This is a genomic window from Mucilaginibacter flavidus (assembly GCF_024055575.1).
In the GTDB taxonomy this organism is placed as follows: Bacteria; Bacteroidota; Bacteroidia; order Sphingobacteriales; family Sphingobacteriaceae; genus Mucilaginibacter; species Mucilaginibacter flavidus.
In genome coordinates, this window is record NZ_JAMXOE010000009.1 from 85,153 (window position 1) to 105,808 (window position 20,656).

General features: G+C 44.4%; 14 protein-coding genes. 5 read left to right on the top strand and 9 right to left on the bottom strand.

All coding sequences use genetic code 11. The features are described 5' to 3' along the window. Positions 1–24: 24 nt before the first annotated feature. The 4 genes from NAF19_RS14990 (at position 25) to NAF19_RS15005 (ending at position 9,388) form a co-directional block, all read left to right on the top strand. On the top strand, positions 25–2,472 hold the full coding sequence (locus tag NAF19_RS14990; RefSeq protein WP_252790877.1) for a glycoside hydrolase family 2 TIM barrel-domain containing protein: 2,448 nt from the start codon (positions 25–27) through the stop codon (positions 2,470–2,472). A gap of 55 nt (positions 2,473–2,527) precedes the next feature. Further along, positions 2,528–4,651 carry an alpha-L-fucosidase gene (locus tag NAF19_RS14995; protein WP_252790878.1) on the top strand — a complete coding sequence of 708 codons (2,124 nt, stop codon included), beginning with the start codon at positions 2,528–2,530 and terminating at the stop codon, positions 4,649–4,651. Positions 4,652–4,683: 32 nt separating this feature from the next. After that, positions 4,684–7,044 carry a PDZ domain-containing protein gene (locus NAF19_RS15000; protein ID WP_252790879.1) on the top strand — a complete coding sequence of 787 codons (2,361 nt, stop codon included), beginning with the start codon at positions 4,684–4,686 and terminating at the stop codon, positions 7,042–7,044. Positions 7,045–7,411: 367 nt separating this feature from the next. Further along, complete coding sequence (locus tag NAF19_RS15005; RefSeq protein ID WP_252790880.1) at positions 7,412–9,388, top strand: alpha-L-arabinofuranosidase family protein; 1,977 nt, start codon at positions 7,412–7,414, stop codon at positions 9,386–9,388. 69 nt (positions 9,389–9,457) lie between these two features. On the opposite strand, the gene NAF19_RS15010 is transcribed toward NAF19_RS15005, so the two are convergent. The 5 genes from NAF19_RS15010 to NAF19_RS15030 all read right to left on the bottom strand — a co-directional run bounded on the left by NAF19_RS15010 (position 9,458) and on the right by NAF19_RS15030 (position 14,997). After that, positions 9,458–10,471 (bottom strand): aldo/keto reductase, encoded by a 1,014-nt coding sequence (locus tag NAF19_RS15010; RefSeq protein ID WP_252790881.1) that lies wholly within the window; start codon positions 10,469–10,471, stop codon positions 9,458–9,460. Positions 10,472–10,482: 11 nt separating this feature from the next. After that, on the bottom strand, positions 10,483–11,499 hold the full coding sequence (locus tag NAF19_RS15015) for a zinc-binding alcohol dehydrogenase family protein (RefSeq protein ID WP_252790882.1): 1,017 nt from the start codon (positions 11,497–11,499) through the stop codon (positions 10,483–10,485). Between the two features lie 16 nt (positions 11,500–11,515). Further along, positions 11,516–11,851, bottom strand: coding sequence for an L-rhamnose mutarotase (locus NAF19_RS15020; RefSeq protein ID WP_252790883.1), 336 nt, complete (start codon positions 11,849–11,851; stop codon positions 11,516–11,518). Positions 11,852–11,886: 35 nt separating this feature from the next. Further along, on the bottom strand, positions 11,887–13,155 hold the full coding sequence (fucP, locus tag NAF19_RS15025) for an L-fucose:H+ symporter permease (RefSeq protein WP_252790884.1): 1,269 nt from the start codon (positions 13,153–13,155) through the stop codon (positions 11,887–11,889). Between the two features lie 195 nt (positions 13,156–13,350). Then, on the bottom strand, positions 13,351–14,997 hold the full coding sequence (locus tag NAF19_RS15030; RefSeq protein ID WP_252790885.1) for an alpha-L-fucosidase: 1,647 nt from the start codon (positions 14,995–14,997) through the stop codon (positions 13,351–13,353). A gap of 245 nt (positions 14,998–15,242) precedes the next feature. Between NAF19_RS15030 and NAF19_RS15035 the strand changes: the two genes are divergently transcribed. After that, entirely contained in the window at positions 15,243–16,130 is an 888-nt protein-coding gene (locus NAF19_RS15035) for a helix-turn-helix domain-containing protein (protein ID WP_252790886.1), read from the top strand. Between the two features lie 362 nt (positions 16,131–16,492). Here NAF19_RS15035 and NAF19_RS15040 read toward each other — a convergent pair whose 3' ends face one another. From NAF19_RS15040 to NAF19_RS15055, 4 genes are all read right to left on the bottom strand, one after another. Then, positions 16,493–17,710: a serine hydrolase domain-containing protein gene (locus tag NAF19_RS15040; protein ID WP_252790887.1), complete on the bottom strand. Its 1,218-nt coding sequence runs from the start codon at positions 17,708–17,710 to the stop codon at positions 16,493–16,495. Between the two features lie 85 nt (positions 17,711–17,795). Next, entirely contained in the window at positions 17,796–18,290 is a 495-nt protein-coding gene (locus tag NAF19_RS15045) for a GNAT family N-acetyltransferase (protein WP_252790888.1), read from the bottom strand. Beyond that, positions 18,277–19,740, bottom strand: coding sequence for a sodium:solute symporter (locus NAF19_RS15050; protein ID WP_252790889.1), 1,464 nt, complete (start codon positions 19,738–19,740; stop codon positions 18,277–18,279). Before NAF19_RS15050 ends, NAF19_RS15045 begins: the two co-directional genes overlap by 14 nt. A 152-nt stretch (positions 19,741–19,892) precedes the next feature. After that, positions 19,893–20,585 carry a Crp/Fnr family transcriptional regulator gene (locus tag NAF19_RS15055; RefSeq protein WP_252790890.1) on the bottom strand — a complete coding sequence of 231 codons (693 nt, stop codon included), beginning with the start codon at positions 20,583–20,585 and terminating at the stop codon, positions 19,893–19,895. Positions 20,586–20,656: the final 71 nt, after the last annotated feature.

Genomic DNA, 20,656 nt, shown 5'->3' on the forward strand with positions numbered 1-20,656 from the left:
TTCTTTAAAAAAATACAGATTACTATGAAACAGCATAATATTTACAATGTTGGGTATAACGTAAAAACGATAATCACAGCGTTCCTGCTTTTGGCTGGCAATATCGCATGCCAGGCTCAAAATCCAGGGAAAATTGAGCGAAAACAGCTTTTTGATTACAAGTGGAAGTTTTTCCAGGGGGATACGACCGCGGCAAAATCAAAGGATTTTAACGATATAAGCTGGCGTAGCCTTGATTTGCCGCACGATTGGAGTATTGAGGGGAAAATAGGTCCTAAAAATCCAACAGGCGGAGCAGGCGGATACTTCCCTGCTGGCATTGGTTGGTACCGCAAAACTTTTAAGGCTCCCAATGAATGGAAAGGCAGAAAAGTCTCCATTTATTTTGAAGGCGTTTATATGAATTCTGAAGTTTTTATCAACGGGAAATCGCTTGGAATTTATCCTTATGGTTATTCATCATTCAGTTATGACCTTTCGCCCTACCTGGATTTTAATAGCGAAAATGTGATTGCTGTAAGGGTTGACAATTCGCAGCAGTTGAATAGTCGCTGGTACAGCGGTTCGGGTATCTATCGCCATGTTTGGATGATGGTTACCGACGCAGTGCATATTGCTAAATGGGGCCTAGCAATTGCAACCCCCGATGTTTCTTCTGAAAAAGCAACTGTTGAAATAAAAACGTTAATAAAAAACGAAACTGGTTTATCTCAAAGCATTGTACTTAACACCCGGTTGCGGGACGCTAATTCTAAAGATGCGGGCTATAATCGAATAAACGTTGAAGTGGCGGCCAATAGTGAGAAGGAAGTGACGCAAAAAATAATCGTAGCGACTCCTTTGCTATGGACACCGGAAACGCCCCATTTATACAATGCGCAAATACATATCATAAAAATTAATAATATAGTTGACGAGACTGAAGCCAGTTTTGGCATACGTTCTCTCAAATTTTCTGCCGAAAACGGGTTTCAGCTTAATGGAAAAACGGTTAAGCTTAATGGCGGGTGTGCGCATCATGATAATGGCTGCCTGGGCGCCGCTGCGTTTGACAGGGCCGAGGAACGAAAGGTTGAGCTGCTAAAAGCTGCTGGTTTCAATGCTGTACGAACTTCACATAATCCCCCTTCGGAAGCTTTTTTGAATGCTTGTGATAGATTAGGCCTGTTGGTGATAGATGAATCTTTTGATGGATGGAGAACAGGCAAGAACAAATATGACTATTCCGTTTATTTTGACCGGTGGTGGAAGAGCGACCTGACTTCGATGGTAAAGCGGGATTTGAATCATCCATCTATTATCATGTGGAGTATTGGCAATGAGATCATAGAACGAAAGGAACCACAAGCTGTAGCTACTGCTAAAATGCTCGCAGGTTGTATCCATGAGCTTGATCCTACCCGCCCTGTAACATCAGCCATGACAACCTGGGACCAGGACTGGAATATATTCGATCCGCTGATGGCAGCGCATGATGTATGCGGGTATAATTATCAGCTGTTTCGCGCCGCCGCCGATCATATAAGAGTTCCTTCCCGCGTAATTGTTCAAACGGAATCCTATCCGCGCGATGCACTTGCCAACTGGCAACTTGTTCAGAAAAATAAATATATCATTGGCGACTTTGTGTGGACAGCGATAGACTACCTGGGTGAATCAGGTATTGGCCGGTATTATTATCCCGGCGAGACGGCGGGAGAACATTGGGAGCACGATTTTTATCCCTTTCATGGCGCTTATTGCGGAGATGTTGATCTGATAGGATGGAGGAAACCAATTTCGCATTACCGCAGTTTGCTTTACAACGAAAGCGAAAAGATCTATATGGCGGTTAAAGAGCCGAACCCGCCTTCCGGTGAAATTAAAGAAACACTTTGGTCTGTATGGCCAACATGGGAAAGTTGGACCTGGCCGGGGTATGCAGGAAAGAACATCCAGGTAGAAATTTATTCAAAGTATCCCAAGGTGAGACTCTACCTTAACAATAAACTAATTGGCGAAAAAGCAACTACCGAAGAACAGGGATTTAAAGCTGAATTTGCTGTGGCTTATTCGCCGGGTGTGCTTAAAGCCGTAGGCATGGATAATGATAAGGAAGTTGAATCCACTATTTTGAAAACTTCCGGCGAAACTACAAAAATTCGACTAAGTGCTGATCGAAAAGAAATAGCAGCAAACGGGCAGGACTTGTCCTATGTTACTGTAGAGATAACTGACAGGGATGGGATATTTCAACCAAATGCCGCAAACCGCCTTCATTTTGAAATTGAAGGGCCTGGTACAATTGCAGGAGTTGCAAATGCGGATATGAAGGACACAGATCCATATATTGGAAATACACGTAAAGCGTGGCACGGACGTGCACTGGTTGTAATCAGGAGTACTCACGGCGCCGGTGAAATTAAGCTTACCGTTAGTTCACCAGGTTTATCAGGGGCCAAAATAAATATCAAATCATTTCTAAAAAAATAAATTAGCTTTAAAACAAAAGACGATCGCACATCCGGAAGTCCTAAAAGTTCAGAAAATGCCAGATTCAAAATTCAAAAATAAAACATTGAAAATACGTAAAATAAGCAAAACCTGTGTACTTACCACCATCTTTTTCCTTTGGTGTTTTAGCGGCCACGCACAAAAAAATGCGCCTGTGCCGTACGGACCTGTGCCTTCGGAAAATCAAATGAAATGGCAGGAACTGCAATACTATGCGTTCGTGCATTTATCGTTGAATACTTATACCGATCAGTCCTGGGGATTCGGTAACGAAGATGTTAAACTCTTCAACCCAACAGCATTGGATTGCCGACAATGGGCCCGAATTTGCAAAAATGCCGGGATGAAGGGGATTATTATTACCGCTAAGCACCATTGTGGTTTCTGTCTTTGGCCTTCCAAATACACCGACTACTCTGTTAAAAATGCTCCCTGGAAAAATGGTAAAGGGGATGTGGTCCGTGAGATGGCAGAAGCCTGTAAAGAGTACGGTTTAAAGCTCGGCATTTACCTGTCACCCTGGGACAGAAACCGGGCAGACTATGGCAAGCCGGAATACATAACGTATTTCCGCAACCAGCTGACGGAGTTGCTTACCAACTACGGCCCCATTTTCGAGATTTGGTTTGACGGCGCCAACGGTGGCTCCGGCTATTATGGCGGTGCAAACGAAACCCGTATGATTGACCGTAAAACTTATTATGACTGGGCCAATACCTATAAACTTGTGCGCAAATTGCAGCCCAATATCGTAATATGGAATGATGGCGGAGAACGGGCTGACCTGCGATGGGTAGGAACCGAGGGCGGATCTGTCGGCGAAACAAATTGGAGCCTGCTGAATGCCACCGGTGATGTACCTTATGATATGTTGCATTACGGGGTGGAAAACGGCGATGCGTGGGTGCCTGCTGAGGTAAATACTTCTATCCGGCCTGAATGGTTTTACCACCGAAGTGAAGATAAAAAAGTGAAGGCTGTGCCCCAACTAATGGATACCTATTACAATTCCATTGGCCATAATGGTAACCTGCTGCTCAATTTCCCGATTATGCCGAACGGTCTCATCCATCCTACGGATGAAAAAAGCGTATTGGATTTCGGCAAAGCAGTAAAAGCGGCATTCTCAGTAAACCTTGCGAAAAACAAACCGGCAACGGCATCCAATGTACGTGCCGGAAGCAAAGAATTTGGCGCAGGCAACGCCACCGATGATAATAAAAACACCTACTGGGCCACAGATGACAGTGTTAAAGCGGCTTCACTTACCATTGATTTTGGCACGCCAACAAAGTTTAACCGCTTTTTGGCGCAGGAACATATTCAATCAGGGCAACGAGTAAAAGCCTTTACCGTTGAAGCGCTCGTTAACGGCAGGTGGCGGGAAATGGCAAAAGGCACAACTATCGGCTATAAGCGCATAGTAAGCTTTCTGACCGTGAAGGCCACCAAGGTGCGGCTCCATATTACGGATGCCAAAGCTTGCCTGGTTATTGCTAACGTAGGGGCTTACTACGCTCCCCCGATACTTGCCGCCCCCGCTGTTACCAGGAACCAGGCCGGTGAAATAACTGTAACCCCAGCTGATAAGGAATCGGTAATTTATTACACAACAAATGGTAACACCCCCGTTCCAGGTTCAAAAAAATATAAGGGCCCCTTCCTGGTGGACGGTAAACCCGAGATACGCGCGATAGTATACGACCCTGCTACCCATAAAAGAAGCCCGGAGACACATGAAAAATTTGATATTTCAAGGAAAAGCTGGAAAATTGTTGGTACTGATGATGAAAAAGCCGGTGCTATTTTAGACGGCGACCCATCTACAGCATGGCATCAGGGCAAAGACAAAAAAATGCCGGTTGATTTGGTGATTGATTTGGGGAAAGAGGAAAGTTTATCCGGGTTTAGGTACCTGCCGGATCAGGGCCAGTGGGGGCCCGGTATTATTGCTGGCTACGAGTTTTATATTTCAGATAATGCTACAGACTGGAAACTCGTTAGCCATGGTGAATTTCCTAATATTAAAAATAATCCCCTGTGGCAAACGATAAAATTTGCCCGTGAAAAGGCCAGGTATATCAAACTAAGAGCTGTGAAAAACACCGAAAATAGCAATGAGGTGGGTTATGCCGAATTAGATATAGTAACACTATAGCAGCATTTTTTTTAGGATGCTGAATATTATTTATGAATAAACTTAAAATGATCATGGTGATTACAGTCACGCTGCTTTGTCCGGCGCGATTGTTTTCGCAGACAAACTATTTCGTGTCACCCCATGGAAATGATACCGCTCCTGGTACGCAGGAAAAACCTTTGGCCTCTATTTCCAGGGCAGTAGAAAAAGCCCGTGGCCAAAGCGGTAAAATTAACGTATACCTGATGGGTGGAATTTACCACCTGGACCGCCCTGTTGTATTTACCAGCCGGGATTCAAGGTCAAGCGGCAGCGTACTAACGCTGACCAGTTACAAGAAACAAAAAGTAACTATAAGCGGCAGCGCAGTACTTCAGCTAAAATGGGAGCCTTACGGGGATGGAATTTGGAAAGCCGCCGTATCGCAAAGCGTTCAGTTCGACGAGTTGTTTGTTAACGGGAAGTTACAGCGTATGGCGCGGTATCCCAATTACGATCCTTCCGCCCATTATTTGGGCGGGACTGCGGAGGATGTGTTATCACCACAGCGTATCGCCCGCTGGAAATCGCCGGAAGGCGGGTATGTGCACGCATTACACCCATCCCAATGGGGTGATGTTCACTACTTGATTACCGGGAAAAATGACAATGGGGAGCTTGTTTTGGAAGGAGGATGGCAAAATAACCGCCGCATGGGTATGAGTGAAAAGTATCGGTTTGTTGAAAATATTTTTGAGGAATTGGATACGACCAGCGAATGGTATTATGATAAGAAGGCCAAAACGCTGTATTATTATCCACCTGCCGGCCTTGACCTGCGGGCGGCAAGATTTGAGACACCACAGATAGCCAGCCTGTTTGAATTCCACGGCACGGAAACAAACCCGGTTAAAAATATTACCGTATCCGGCTTGGTCTTCACCCAAACGGCACGGACCTTTATGCAAAATAAAGAGCCTTTGTTGCGAAGCGATTGGACCATTTATCGGGGCGGTGCCGTTATGTATGAAGGTGCAATAAGTTGTCGGTTGCTAAATTGTACGCTGGTTAATGTTGGAGGTAACGCCGTATTTTTCAGTATGTATAACCGTAATTGTGCTGTTTCGGGGTGCCAGATTTCGGATGCAGGAGCCAGTGCGATTTGTTTTGTCGGCGATCCGGCTGCGGTTCGTTCCCCTAGTTTTGAATATAACGAGTTTGTTCCATTGTCGAAAATGGATCGCATACCAGGACCCAAAACGGACGATTATCCGGGGGATTGCAGTGTATACAACAACCTGATGTTTAACCTGGGACTTGTGGAAAAACAATCTGCCGGTGTAGAATTGTCCATGTGTCAAAATATCACCGTTAGCCACAACACCATTTATGATGTACCCCGGGCGGGTATAAATGTAAGTGAGGGGACGTGGGGCGGTCATGTTATTGAGTACAATGATGTTTTTAATACGGTTAAAGAAACCGGCGACCATGGATCTTTTAATTCCTGGGGACGGGACCGCTATTGGCATCCCGACAAAAGAAAACTTGATTCGATTGTGGCGGCATACCCGGAATTGGCACTGCTTGATGTAACCCGGCCAATCATCCTGCGCAACAACAGGTTTCGTTGCGACCATGGGTGGGATATTGACCTGGATGACGGTTCCAGTAATTACATTATTTACAACAACGTGTGTTTAAACGGAGGCATTAAGCTGAGAGAAGGTGTGAATCGTGTTGTCGAAAATAATATTATGATAAATAATACATTTCATCCCCACGTGTGGTTTAAAAACAGCAATGACATATTCAGGCATAATATCGTCGGTGCAGGCTATCTTCCCATCGGCATCTCCGCATGGGGGAAAGAAGTTGATTACAACGTTTTTCCTGATGTTGCTTCCTTATCCGAAGCACGGGCGAGAAAAACTGATGAGCATTCAGTATACATGCCGCAAGTATTTGAAAACCCGGCAAAAGGGAATTTTCAGCTCAAAGCCGGCGCCGCTGCATTTTCTGTTGGCTTCAAAAATATTGCAATGAACAGTTTTGGTGTGATTTCCCCGGGGTTAAAAAAAAGAGCAAAGAAAGTAACTTTTTCTAATGTTGCAGGTCCAGGCCAGGCGGTAGAAAGTGAAACGATTAATTTCCTGGGTGCAAAAGTAAAAAAGCTGACCACTCCCGGGGAACAATCGGCAACGGGAATGGATGATATCCGGGGTGTTTTGGTTTTATCTGTAGCGCCAGGCCGGCCGAACCGATTTTTCCAGGTAAACGACGTAATTATGTCACTGAACAAAAGGCCAACGAACAGCCTGCAGGATTTGCAAAAAGCAAGGCTGTCGGTCAGCGGGACATCGGCGGAAATTGTCATTTTCCGTAACCAACATGCGTACACTAAAATTGTCGGGTTTGACGACCATAAGTAAAGCCGGCCTTCAGAATTACATTTCAGATTCGGCAACATGCAAAATATCAAGACGGATATCTCATGATATAAGGGTAGTTTAGCTATTATTTGATATGTAAATATCTTATTTATAGGCTATTTCATCTAATAAGCAGACCTCCGGGGCAATGAACAGGATTCCACATTTTTTTATTATCTGAATTTTATTTTAAGTGTTTATTTCACAATTAAAATATTTTTGTTTTACTTAGGTTTTAATTAGACGTTGTAGGTGTCTGAATTATTATAAGCCGTATAACCACTTTTTCCAAATATTAATACCGGTACTACTTATAAATTTTTGACGAAGTAGTCTGAAAACAAACAATTAACCGAAATTTATCGTCGTGAAAAAATACATTCTAACACTTTTCATAGCTGTGTTTTATTTGCCGGCTTACTGCCAGTCAAACAGTGCAGAAAAAGTTTATACCATTGAAGCAGGTAAGATAAAAGCCCATGTGCAGCCAACTATGTACGGGATATTTTTTGAAGATATTAATATGGGGGCTGATGGTGGGGTATATGCGGAGTTAGTAAAAAACCGTTCGTTTGAATTCAAAGAACCTTTAATGGCTTGGAACGAGTTAAAACAGGATGGCGCCAATGGAAGTATCCTCATATTAAACAGGGGCGCAGTCAATCCCGATAATCCCAAATTTATACATGTAACATCCAGGTCAGTTAAGGGTTATGGTTTAAGTAACGAAGGCTTTCATGGCATGGGTATTAAAAAAGATGACCAGTATAATTTTTCTGTTTTAGCGAAACAGGCCATGGGGAGCAACGTTAGCCTGCAGATAGAATTGATCAATTCAAAGGGAGAAGTTATTGGCAGCACCTCAGTTACTCCATCTTCAAAAGAATGGAGAAAATATGCGGCCAGTTTTACTGCAAAAGAAACAGAGCCTAAAGCCAGCCTTAAGGTTTTATTAAAAGGCGCCGGATCGATTGATTTGGATATGGTCTCACTTTTTCCGCAGGATACCTGGAAGCAGCGCCCTGGTGGTTTACGTGCCGATCTCGTTCAAAAACTTGCGGATATGAAACCCGGGTTCTTACGTTTTCCGGGTGGCTGTATCGTTGAGGGACGTGAACTGGATACTCGTTATCAATGGAAAAAAACGATCGGGGATGTGGCAAACCGCAGGATGATCATCAATCGCTGGAATACTGAATTTGCACATCGCCCGGCTCCCGACTACTACCAGAGTTTCGGGCTGGGTTTCCTGGAATATTTTGAGATTGCGGAGGATATAGGCGCGTCACCGCTGCCGATTATCAATTGCGGGATGGCCTGTCAGTTTAACACCTGCGAACTGGTGCCTGTAAATCAACTTGGTCCTTATGTTCAGGACGCGTTGGACCTGATTGAGTTTGCAAATGGATCGATTCATACAAAATGGGGTAAAAAACGCGCCGGTCTTGGTCACCCGGCACCATTTAATTTAAAGATGCTGGGAGTGGGCAATGAGCAATGGGGTGAACAGTATATTGAAAGGTATAAGATATTTGAGAAGGCCATTCATGCAAAATACCCGCAGATAAAATTGGTTAGCAGCCTTGGGCCATTCCCTGGTGGCGATATATTTAATTTTGCAAATGAAACCTTTCGAAAACTTAAAGCATCTATTTTAGATGAACATTATTATGCCTCGCCTAAATGGTTCTTACAAAATGTAAAGCGCTATGATAATTATGACCGTAACGGTCCGAAAATTTTTGCAGGTGAATATGCAGCGCAAAGCGTTTCAACAGGTAGTCCTGAAAATAAGAATAACTGGGAATGTGCCATGGCCGAAGCTGCTTTTATGACCGGTTTGGAACGCAATGCCGACGTGGTAAGTATGGCTTCCTACGCGCCGCTTTTTGCTAATGTTGAAGGATGGCAATGGACGCCTGATCTTATCTGGTTTGATAACCTGCGGTCCTACGGCACACCAAATTATTATGTACAGCAATTATATTCGTTAAATAAGGGAACAGACGTTGTCCCGCTTACTCTGAACAATGAAACTGTAACCGGTCAGGACGGATGTTTTGGCACCGCAGCTTTAGATATGCATACACACGAACTGATCATCAAAATGGTGAATACCGGTAAAGAGGAGCAAAGTGCTGATTTTGTGGTGAACGGCATAAAAATGGGATCAACCGGAACGATGACATTGTTACAAAGTGACGATCTGACCAGTGTAAATTCATTGGACAAACCGTTAACCGTTAGCCCGCTAAAAAGTGAAATACTGTTTAATGACAATCACGTAAAATTAAGGCTCAAACCGTATTCCTTCAGTGTGATACGGGTGAAAATGGCTGACTAGGCCGTTGCTGAACAGACGGTAACGACGCGGCAATTTCCAGAACCGGAAAAAAGTGACTAAAATATCGTTTTATATGAACGTACAGGAAGGCTCAATCAGTCCATCATGCTTCATTGCTGTCCAAAATTCGGCAGGTATTTTTTTTGACGTTAATACAATGTTCGCTGCAACTTTTTCGGCTTTGGTAGTATTGAGAGCGATGCATTTAACGCCGGGCGCACTTTTGCCAAAAACGACGCAAGCTTCTACCGGTCGAATCCCGTGCTCAGCGCATAGCCGATTAAAGTTTTCACGCCATTCAAACAGGCCTTTATCGGTGACAGGATCTTTTAACTGGTAATTATAATAGCCTGAACCTACTAAAAAGCCACCATTAAACACAGCCGAGTTAATGATAGCTATTCCCTGCGATTCGAGCGACCGCATATACGCCAACAGGGCTTTTGGATGGCTGTGGATCGTCATGCTATTGGCGATCATTACCCAATCGAGCTTTACCTCGCTGGTGATGTGTTTAATGATACTCCAGTCCTTTGAACCTACGCCAATTGATTTCACTTTGCCGGAGGCTTTCAATTCGGACAAAGCGCCGTAGGCTTCAAGAATGTCGCAATACCGCTTTTTGCGGTCGGCGGCATCTCTTGCATTTGCCAGGTACTCATCAGGGTCATGTACCGACACAAGTTCTGCCTTGTAACCATTCAGTAATTCATTTCCTTGTTGGTAGCATTCCAATATCCCGTCATAGCTTATTTTTTGTATTGCATCATGCTTCAGGTCGCGCCAAACGCCGGGTTCAAAGGTGGGTTCCGGCGTGTTTAAGTTTGTTCGTAACCAACCAAGTTTATTACTGATTAGTACCTCTTCCCGGTTTACACCAAGTTCCTTTAATGACCGGCCTAATGCTTCCAAGGCCAGGCCGGCACCATATTTTCCTGCTGAATCAAAACACACCGGTTTTTCAGAATGCTGCAGGCAAGCTTTTACAATAGCCCGTTTTTGCTCAAAAGGAACTGCCTCATACAAATTACCAAGGCCACTGGTACCAAAAATTACTTCAGGCCATTTTATTTCTTTGTCCATACTTTATGAGATCAAGGTAATTCTATCATTACCTTAATAACACCGTTCGCCGGATCAAGCCAGGTTTCGAATTCTTCTGTTACCTGGTCGAATTGAACGCGGTGTGTAATATAATTATGGGGTTGTACAAGGCCTTTTTTCATCGATGCGATTACATGTTCAAAATCTGAACGTGTGGCATTGCGACTACTCATCAAGGTTGCCTCCCGTTTATGAAACTCCGGGTGACTAAAGCTGATCTCGCCTTTCTGTAACCCGATAAGTACATAACGGGCGCCATGGGCCATATACTGAAACCCGTTATTGATTGCTTTTAAGCTGCCGGTAGCATCTATTACAACTGTGGGCATATCACCATTTGTGATATGAGACAACTTTTCGGTTGCGTTTTCTAGTGTTACATCGATAGTATGCGAAACGCCGAGTCGTTTTTTGCAAAATTCCAGGCGTTTTGCGTTCATGTCCATGGCTATTACATTTGCTCCTGCAATGCGGGCAAATTCCATAGCACCTAAACCAATTGGCCCGGCCCCAATAACCAATACATATTCGTTGGGGCTTACACTTGCTCTTCTTATGCCGTGAGCCCCTATTGCCAATGGTTCTACCAATGCCAGTTCATCGAAGGATAGCCCCTCACCATGAATTAGTGAGTCGACAGGTACGTTCAGGAATTCCACCATCCCGCCATCTGCATGTACACCGCAAACGGTAATGGCGTAACAGCAATTGGGTTTGCCTGACCGGCAGGCGATGCACAGGCCGCAACTGAAATAGGGTATAAACGTCACTATTTCGCCTTCGGTAAACCCCGGTGCGCCGTTAGCATTAACCAGTTCACCGGAAAGTTCATGCCCTAAAACACGCGGATAACTAAAGTAAGGTTGTGTTCCTTCAAAGGCATGCAGGTCAGTTCCGCAAATACCTATTCTCCTGATCCTGATTTGTGCATACCGCTTTTTTATCAACGGTCTTTCTATTTGACCTGGCACCAGTTTCCCGGGTTCTTCACAAGTGATAATTCGCATATTTTGCAATTGAAATTTAAAGTTGAAAAATCTGTTCCATCTGCACCCACTTTTCTCCGTCTTTTGCCCAGGGCAGCGGTTGCTGAAATTTCCACATCAACTGTTCCCATTCCTGAACCTTGGGATTACCTGCGTCCATCTGTTTTTTTTGAGAGGAATTGTAATTGTCGGAGGTGTCCATGACCATGAATAAACGGTTGCCGGTGCGGTATATTTGCATATCTGTGATTCCGGCATCCATAATGCTTTTTCTTATCTCGGGCCAGCCGTTTTTAGTTCTGTGCCAATATTCATATTCGGCTATCAGTTCAGGATCATCTTTTAAATCAAGGGCGAAACAATATTTTTTCATGTTTTTGCAATGTGTTGATGTCAATTGGGTCATTATTAAATAATCACAGGCGCGCTTAATGTCTCCTGTCTTGCATTTACGCGATGCCCTCTCAGTCCGAAATAGGCCACTACTATAAAACAAACTAACGGCACAGCATAGCCGTATTGGATATTGCCTGTCGCATCGCTGATATAACCAAATACTCGTGGTAAAATTGCCCCTCCCACAATGGACATGATAATGAGGCTGCTGCCGAATTCCGTATCACCGCGCAGTTCTTTTATGCCCAATGCAAAAATTGTTGGGAACATAATAGACATAAAAAAGCACATAACAATGATGGTATAAATAGTTGTCATGCCATGCCCCCAAATGGCAACGGTGCAAAGTAAAATATTGATACCTGCGTAAGCGGCCAGCAACCTTGTTGAACTGTAATACCGCATAAGGAAAGTACCGATGAACCTGCCGATAACGAACGCCAGCCCGCATGCGCCCAGATAGTATGCTGCCTTCTCCTCCTGCAAATCGGCTGCCTTTGTCGCATACAGGATAAACAGGCTGAAAACACAAACCTGCCCGCCCACGTAAAAAAACTGGGCAACAACACTCCATGCCAAATGGCGGTGTTTAAGTGCATGAAAAATACTCTTGCTCGCTGCATGACCTTCACGATGCTGAATTTTAGGCAGACGGGTAAATGCAAAAAGAATCGCTATTAATACAAGTACGCTACCAAGTATAAAATAAGGCATTTTTACAGATGATGCTTCGGCGGCAAGCGCTAATTTACGCGCACCTGTTGTCATTCTGTCTAATTGTGCCGGGGTAAAGCCTTTGGTAAGAATTACTTTTGCACCCACGATAGGCGCCAGCGTTGTAGAGAGCCCGTTAAACGATTGCGCAAAATTGAGTCGTTGTGTAGCTGTTTCCGGAGCTCCTAACGAGGAGGCGTAAGGATTCGCCGCTGTTTCCAGGATGGTCAATCCACAGGCAATAATAAACAAGGCAACCAGGAAAAATGCGTATTGCTGCGTATTGGCAGCGGGTATAAATAAATATGAACCGCATGAAAAAACCAACAGCCCGGTTATAATACCGGTTTTATAGCCAAATTTTTTCATAATTAATCCGGCAGGCAACGCCATCAAAAAATAGGCTATAAATACAGCGGAATCCACCAGTGTAGCCTCAACAGTGGTGAGCGTAAACGACTTTTTTAAGTGGGGGATCAATATCGGGTCAAGGTTATGAGCAAATCCCCATAAAAAGAATAAACTGGTAATCAATATAAATGGGAAAAGCGCTTTATTTTTTGTCATGATTGAATGTTTTCTGTGACGAAGGACGGATAATAGTTAAACTGTTACTGGGAGCAGTGTGTCGAAACCGGTTATCGTTAGCTATCTTCACAACAGTTTTTTTGTCCGGCGATGCCAGCTTAAAAGTTTGTGCAAAAGCAGCCAATGAAAGGGCGGTACCTTATATATAACAAAGTTTCAAATTCATGATATGAATTAAATAGCCCCTTCTATTTTTAAAACCAATGCATCTTTACCATGAGTTTGTTCCGGCAATTTCACTTTAAGGCCTGCTGCGGTTTGCTCAAAACTCAAATTACCGTTTCCGAGCATGCTTACCTTGTTTACCCTACCAGTATCATCACCTGTGGCTAGTTTTTTCACAAGGGTTTCATTTCCGGTTGGCCAACCCAGCATGATGGCATAAAGAGTTTTACCTTTTACCGTAAACCGGATATCTTCGGCCCCGAATGGTTTACCTTTACCCTCGTTAAAGCCCTGCGCGCTGATTGGTGCTGCCGAGTCTGTTGCCGGGCCTTCCCCAAATACCTTCCATGGGCGGGTGCCGTAAATCGCTTCGCCGTTAACCTGCATCCACGCACCAACATTTTCAACTACGGTCCGTTCTTCACTGTCTATGGTGCCATCGCCGCGTACCGGGATGTTCAACAGCAGGTTGCCATTTTTGCTTACTATATCAACCAGTGTATGCACCACTGTTTTGGCACTTTTATAGCCTTTATTATCAAATATGCGGCGATCATAGTGCCAGCCGCCAATACAGGTATCCGTTTGCCATGGCAAAGGTTCTATCTGGTTACTTTGTCCGCGTTCAATATCCCATATCATACATTTGCGCTGCTGTTCATTTAGTACTTTACCAAACAGTGCCGCTTGTAGTTTGCCGTGTTTTTTAATGCTGGTATTGTACATATGCGTTGCTATTTTTAGGCCCGCATCACTTACCGGCCAAAGTGGTAAGGCGGTATCGTCAAAATAAATCAGTTCCGGGCCGTACTTGTCGATTAATTCTATGGTGCGGTACAAAAATTTATCGGAGTAGGCCTTATCAGGTACGCTGGCCCCATTGCCCCAATCCCAATGGCGGCCCATGCTGTTATCATCCAGGCTATCTTTGCTAAGTGCGTGTTTTTGCGCATACAATTCCTGCGGGTCATAACCGTCCCACCATTTGCCGCCGCCATCCGCTTTACTGAGCCTGCCGTCGTAAGGGATACCTGCATAAGGCCCGGTTTTATCTGCCCGTTGTGCAACTTCATACCATGTCCAGGGGTGGGAGGCATGCACCGTTACACCAAAAGGTAAGCCGTTTTCACGGGCAGCTTTTGCCCAGCCGCCTACGAGGTCTTTTTTGGGCCCCAGCCGGGTAGAGTTCCAGCTTTGGTATTTGCTGTCGTAAAGATCAAAATTATCATGGTGATTGGCCAGGGCCATAAAATATTTAGCGCCGGCGCGCTTATATAAGCCAACTAATTCACCGGGGTCCCAGTTCTCGGCCTTCCATTCGTTTATAACATCCTTAAAGCCAAATTTTGAGGGATGCCCATATTTTTGAATGTGATATTTATACTGATCGCTGCCTTCCTGGTACATACCGCGGGCATACCAGTCGCCGCGCTCCGGCTGGCATTGCGGTCCCCAGTGCGCCCACATTCCAAACTTGGCATCACGAAACCAATCAGGAACCTGGTACTGGGCTAATGAATCCCAGTTCGGCTGAAATGGCCCGGATGCAAGACGCGGTTCGGTAACTGACGAAAAAATGCTTTTCCCGAATGTTTTTTGCAGATATAGCGCAGGAATTGCAGACAGCGCTCCCTTAATAAGTGTTCTCCTTTTCATTGGTTTCTACGTTTCAATATATTGTTCATTTGCTGTTTGCACCTTCTTCAGCAGGCATAAAAAATCCGGACATTGAGAAGCATGGCGTTTAATAATTGGTTCTCCCAACATCCTTAAAGGGCGTTGATGATTGGCAAATCAAATTTAGCCCGAAGAAATGCCCCAATGTTTAATTTAAAGGGACTTTTTTTTATACAAAACCGACATTTTACTTATTATTGCAACAAAGACTAAAACGGGTGCTTATGATAAAAAGAATGCTAAGGCATACGTTTACATTATTAAACGTAGATCATGTCCATCTTGGTCGTAAATGGAATTACAAAAATGTAATCAGTCCCTATTTCAGGATTTATTATATTGATTCCGGTGCGGGCGAAATTTCGGATGTCTTCACCACGTTAAAGCTGGAGGCCGGGTTTCTTTATATAATACCTAGTTTTACTTTCTGCAACCTAAGCTGCCAGGACGCCCTCAGCCAGTATTTCGTACAGTTTTTTGAAGACTCGCCAGACGGCATTTCGCTTTTTTTAAATAACCGTAAGATCTTTAAAATCGAAGCAAAGGAAGTAGATACCCTTAATTTCAAACGACTATTGGAAATTAACCCGGGCAGGGGCATCAATCGCTCCGACAATCCGATTGTTTATGAGAAAAATATTTATTACCGGGAATACCAGGAATTAAATAATCATCAAAGCATGTCTGCTTTTACCGAAACACAAGGTATTCTTTTGCAATTGGTTTCCCGTTTCCTGGCGCCCGGAATATTTAAGTATCACGAAACAAGCCGCATCCCTGTTAAGATTCTCGATGCCATGAGTTATATCCAGTTAAACCTGCACCGGGACCTGACGGTAAATAGCCTGGCTGAAGTAGCTAACCAGCATCCTGATTATTTTTCCCGTTTATTTCATGAACACACGGGCGAAAGGCCTTTGCAATACATTCATGAAAAAAGAATTGAACGTGCCCAATATCTAATGGTCACTACGCAATTACCACTTTCCGATGTCGCTGCACAAGCGGGATTTGAGAATGTATTTTATTTTTCGAAAATATTTAAAAAGGTTACCGGTATGCCGCCTGGTAAATATAAAAGGCAGACATACCTTATAAATGGCATTGTTTGAATATACCTATTTGTTGTTTTGGTACCGGCAGAAACATAATTAAAAATTCAACCGCCAATAATCCGATAAAGAATTAGTAAGGTATAAACGACTGCAAATGGAAAATGATGGGACTGAGCTATACGATTAAAGGATGGACAGGGGAACGAACAATTTCTTTAGGATCTGTATGGGGATGCCGTGTTGCTCAACCAACTGAGAAACATGAACTAAGTTTTATTTTTGCCGGCCACATGCAGTTGTCTTTTCGCCCAGCCTGCGTGACTGCAGCAGTCGAAGGACTATCAGCCACACCCAATAATTCATCTGCTACATCTAAGTAACTATTGAGGGCAACTAAATATGATCTCCCGGCGATTTAGCTATTTCACCCTTTCTCCAGCCCTCAGCGCTGCTTTGAATATCTCTTCGCGAACAGGACTCACGTTGTAGTAGGCCTTGTTATCGATTAGTCCCTCGTGCTGGCGATTAATAAGCAGGATCACCGAAATTTTCAGTGAAGGAACAACAGCTATACTCGTGCCGGTGAAACCAGTATGCCCGAACGTACCTGCCGGTCCGCCGGCAATGACGGGGTTCTCCGGGTCCATCATCCAGCCCAGGCCATTTCTGAATTGATCTTTAGTAAGGAATGTTTGAACAGTCTGCTCTGAAATAAACTGTTTTGAACCGATCCTGCCGTGATTGATCAGCATATCGACCAATTTCTGAAGATCCTCCGCTGTCGAGAACAGTCCGGCTGCGCCGGCCACACCCTTTTCGGCATACCAGGCGTTTCCATCATTTACTTCGCCGCGTAACACGTAATGGCGCCAGCCGGCCCATTGGTCGTGTTTGATCTCTTTGAACTGGTACCCGAGCGAGGGCTCGTATACCATCCTTTTCTCATAAGGGTTCCCAAATGACGTTGCGGCGATATTGTAGTGTTTTCCTTTGGCAAGCGGGTTAAACATCGTATGCTCCATGCCCAGCGGAACAAATATATTTTGCTCTTCGAACTGATCCAACGGCATCCCGGAAACCTTTTCAATGATCTCACCCAGGACCGTAAAGCCAAGGTCGCTGTAATGGCGACCAGCCCCAACCGGGAATCCAAGGGGCAGCCCGCCGATCAACTTAAAGGTTTCTTCCTTGCCGGATGCGCGATAGTACATCGGGTACCACTCGTACAGACCGGAGGTATGCGTCAGCAAGTGGCGTATGGTGATAGAAGACTTATCCGGGCTGGCAAAGGCTTTGATGAATTTGCTAACCGGGTCATCAATATGCACCAGGCCGCGATCAATCAGCAGCATGATCGAGGTGGTAGTGCCTACCACTTTTGTCAGTGAAGCGATATCGAACAAGGTGCCTATGGCCATGGTATCGGGGTGGGCCAGTAACTGATGATTATAATCATATTTCTGAGCATAACCATAGGCTTGTTTAACGATCACTTCATCGCCTATTTTTATTTCTATTACCGCCCCGGGTATCTTATTGGCATTCACCTGGCTTTTTAATATACTATCAACGGTGTGCACCAGTTGTTTCTTATGACCCTGCATTTGCGCGTGCGAATAGTTTGTTACTAAACACATACTGATAATGGAGGCAACTAAAGAGTGTTTTAAAAATCGCATAATGAACGGTGAGAAAAGCGAAATATAAGAAAAATAAACGCCGTTAACCTGAACCCTTATAATTGAAAGCAGGCCCTACTGTTTTGCGGAGTAATATTTCGGTAAATCCAATCTTTATAAAATCCTTTAGCTCGCCTACTTTTTCAAAACCGAATCGGGTATAAAGATTGAGCGCGCCCTGGTTAAACGAACTTACACAGATGAAAATATTGGGCGAGTACTTAAGGATACGATCCTCACAGAATTTCAATATCCGGGTGCCATAACCCTTGCCACGGTAGCCTTCAGCCACGGCTATAGTTTGGATATAGCCTTTGAAACTACCCTGTGGCTGAATGATAAAAAAACCGGCGATCTCATCGCCCCTTCTTAGCACAAACACCTCGCGGTAAAGGCCCGGGAAGGCTTTCGAACAGTCTTCAGCACCCATACCGAGCGTAATCCAGGGATCTGTCCGCGACATGATTGCAGCGCAAGTGGCAAAATCAACAGGGTCGGTTGTTTGTTCTATTACAACATATTTCTCAGGTGTGGGCATCTTTTTTCGTTTTGATGATGAACAGAAACAGTATGGTTAGCACAGCATTTACCAGGATATTCATGAATCCGAAATCGAAATTCAAATAGCTAATAAATATACTGTTCAACACCCATGTAAACAATGCGGCGGCAACGCAGGCTACCGGCGTCCACTTGTCTTTTAATTGGATATTTGTAAACAGCCCGGTTAAATATAAGCCCAAAATAGGCCCATAAGTATAACCTGCTATTTTAAAAATGGTGTTGATAATAGCGCCCTGGCTGCTCCAGAAAGCCATCACGATGACGAACATCACAATGTTCACACCCAGCAATACCCGGTTTTTGATCTGCTTTTTCTGTTCGTGCGGTTTATTTTCGAAATCCAGGAAGTCGTAGCTGAATGCCGTAGTCAAAGCTGTTATGCAGGCATCAATACTGGCAAAGGTTGAGGCAACAACACCGATAAAGAAAGCAATGGCGCCAATCTGGCCGAAATAATGGAGCGTGAGATAAGGGTACAAGCCGTCGGTATTTACCAGCAGGCCGTTTTGTGATTCGAGCCTGATACCCTGTTTTTCAACAAAAGTGTAAAGAAGGACACCCAAACCCAGGAAAAGCGTTTGTGCGGCCGCAATGAAAAAACTGAAAGCCAGGACATTTTTTCGCGCCCCTTTGACATTAGAGATGGTTAATGTTTTTTGCATCATGCTCTGGTCAAGCCCCACCAGTGCCACCGTGATCAGCAGCCCCGAGATAAATTGCTTGAAAAAGTTGGAGCCTGAATTGATGTTCCAGTCGAACAATTTAGCGTAAGGATGGTGTATAATGGCCCCGACCATTCCGCTCACCGACAAATGCAGGGAGTTTTTTATAGTGACCATGGAAACGATGATCACCGTGATAAGGAAAAACGATTGAAGGGCATCCGTCCACACAATAGTTTTGATACCCGATTTATTAGTATACAGCCATATGAGCAGCAGCAGGATTACAATGGTCAGAAAATAGGGGACGTGAAGGCTGTCGAAAAAAGCGTATTGCAGGATTTTGACAGACAACAGCAATCTAAGCGCTGCACCGAACGACTGCGATACCAGGAAAAACAGCGACCCGGTTTTATAGGTCACATTGCCAAAGCGGATTTTCAGATAAGTATAAATGGAAACCAGTTTCAATTTGTAATAGATGGGCGTCAACACAAAGGCTATAAAGAGATAACCTACAACGGTGCCCAGGATAAACTGAAAATAGTACAGGTTGTTGTTCCCGACATTGCCTGGGATAGAAACGAGGGAAACCGCCGATATGCCCGAACCGATCATCCCGAATGCGACCAGGAACCAGGGGGAGGCGCGGTCGCCGTCAAAGAAACTATTGTCTTTGGTTTGCCTCGAGGTAAACCACGAAATAAGCATCAGCAGGGCAAAATAAGCCAGAATAATAAACAAGATCAGCGATGAACTCAAGGGGACCGGTTGAATAATGATGGTATAAAGCTAAGAAAAATTTGATTCCAACTATCGCCAAACAGGTGGACAATCTGCACATAATAGGGTGGTCTATATCTCCGAAACGCTCACTTTAGAGTGTAAATTCGTCTAAATGTTGTATGCATTTACTAAAAGCCGCCTGTCGTTAACTCAGCGAGTTTCTTGCGGTCGATAATCCTGATTTGCTTCCCATTAACAGTTACGAGATCCTCCTTTGTCAATTCAATTATCACTCGAAACACGGTCTCATAAGTTGATGCTGCAAACGCGGCAAGGTCTTGCCGGGAAAGTTCAAGGTTAATACATCCATCTTTATTTAAACCAAACTGTTCCCCCAGCGACAACAGGGCCTGGGCCACGCGTCCTTTGACGGGCATATGTGCCAGGTCGCGCATTTTTCGTTCGGAGATGTCCAGTTCCTCTGCAAAAAGCACCATCAGTTTGTAGCTTAGATCATTATTGGTTTTCAACGAAGCTTCAAAGAACTTGATATCAACGAAACAAACCACCAACGGCTCAACAGCGGTGGCGGACACACCGTAGACCATTTTGCTGCCCAATCCCCGGTGCCCTAGTATAGAACCATCTGTAGCAAACCTGATAATCAGTTCTTTATAGTTACCCCATTTTTTATGAACCTTTGCCGTGCCGGAATAAACAAAGTAAATCCCCGTTACCGCCTGCCCCTCACTGAATATCACTTCGCCTTTTTTGAATCTGAGGTTTTGTTTATGGAGGTTGATGGCCTCGCGCCATTCCGGAACGGTATTACTGCACAGGAAACATTTTTCGAGGTCACATCCTTTCTGGGATTTGTTCATGGACTTTGATTTTTATAATCGTTCAGTAATGATAGGATAATTCATCAAAAGAAAAAAGCTACAAGTTTGGT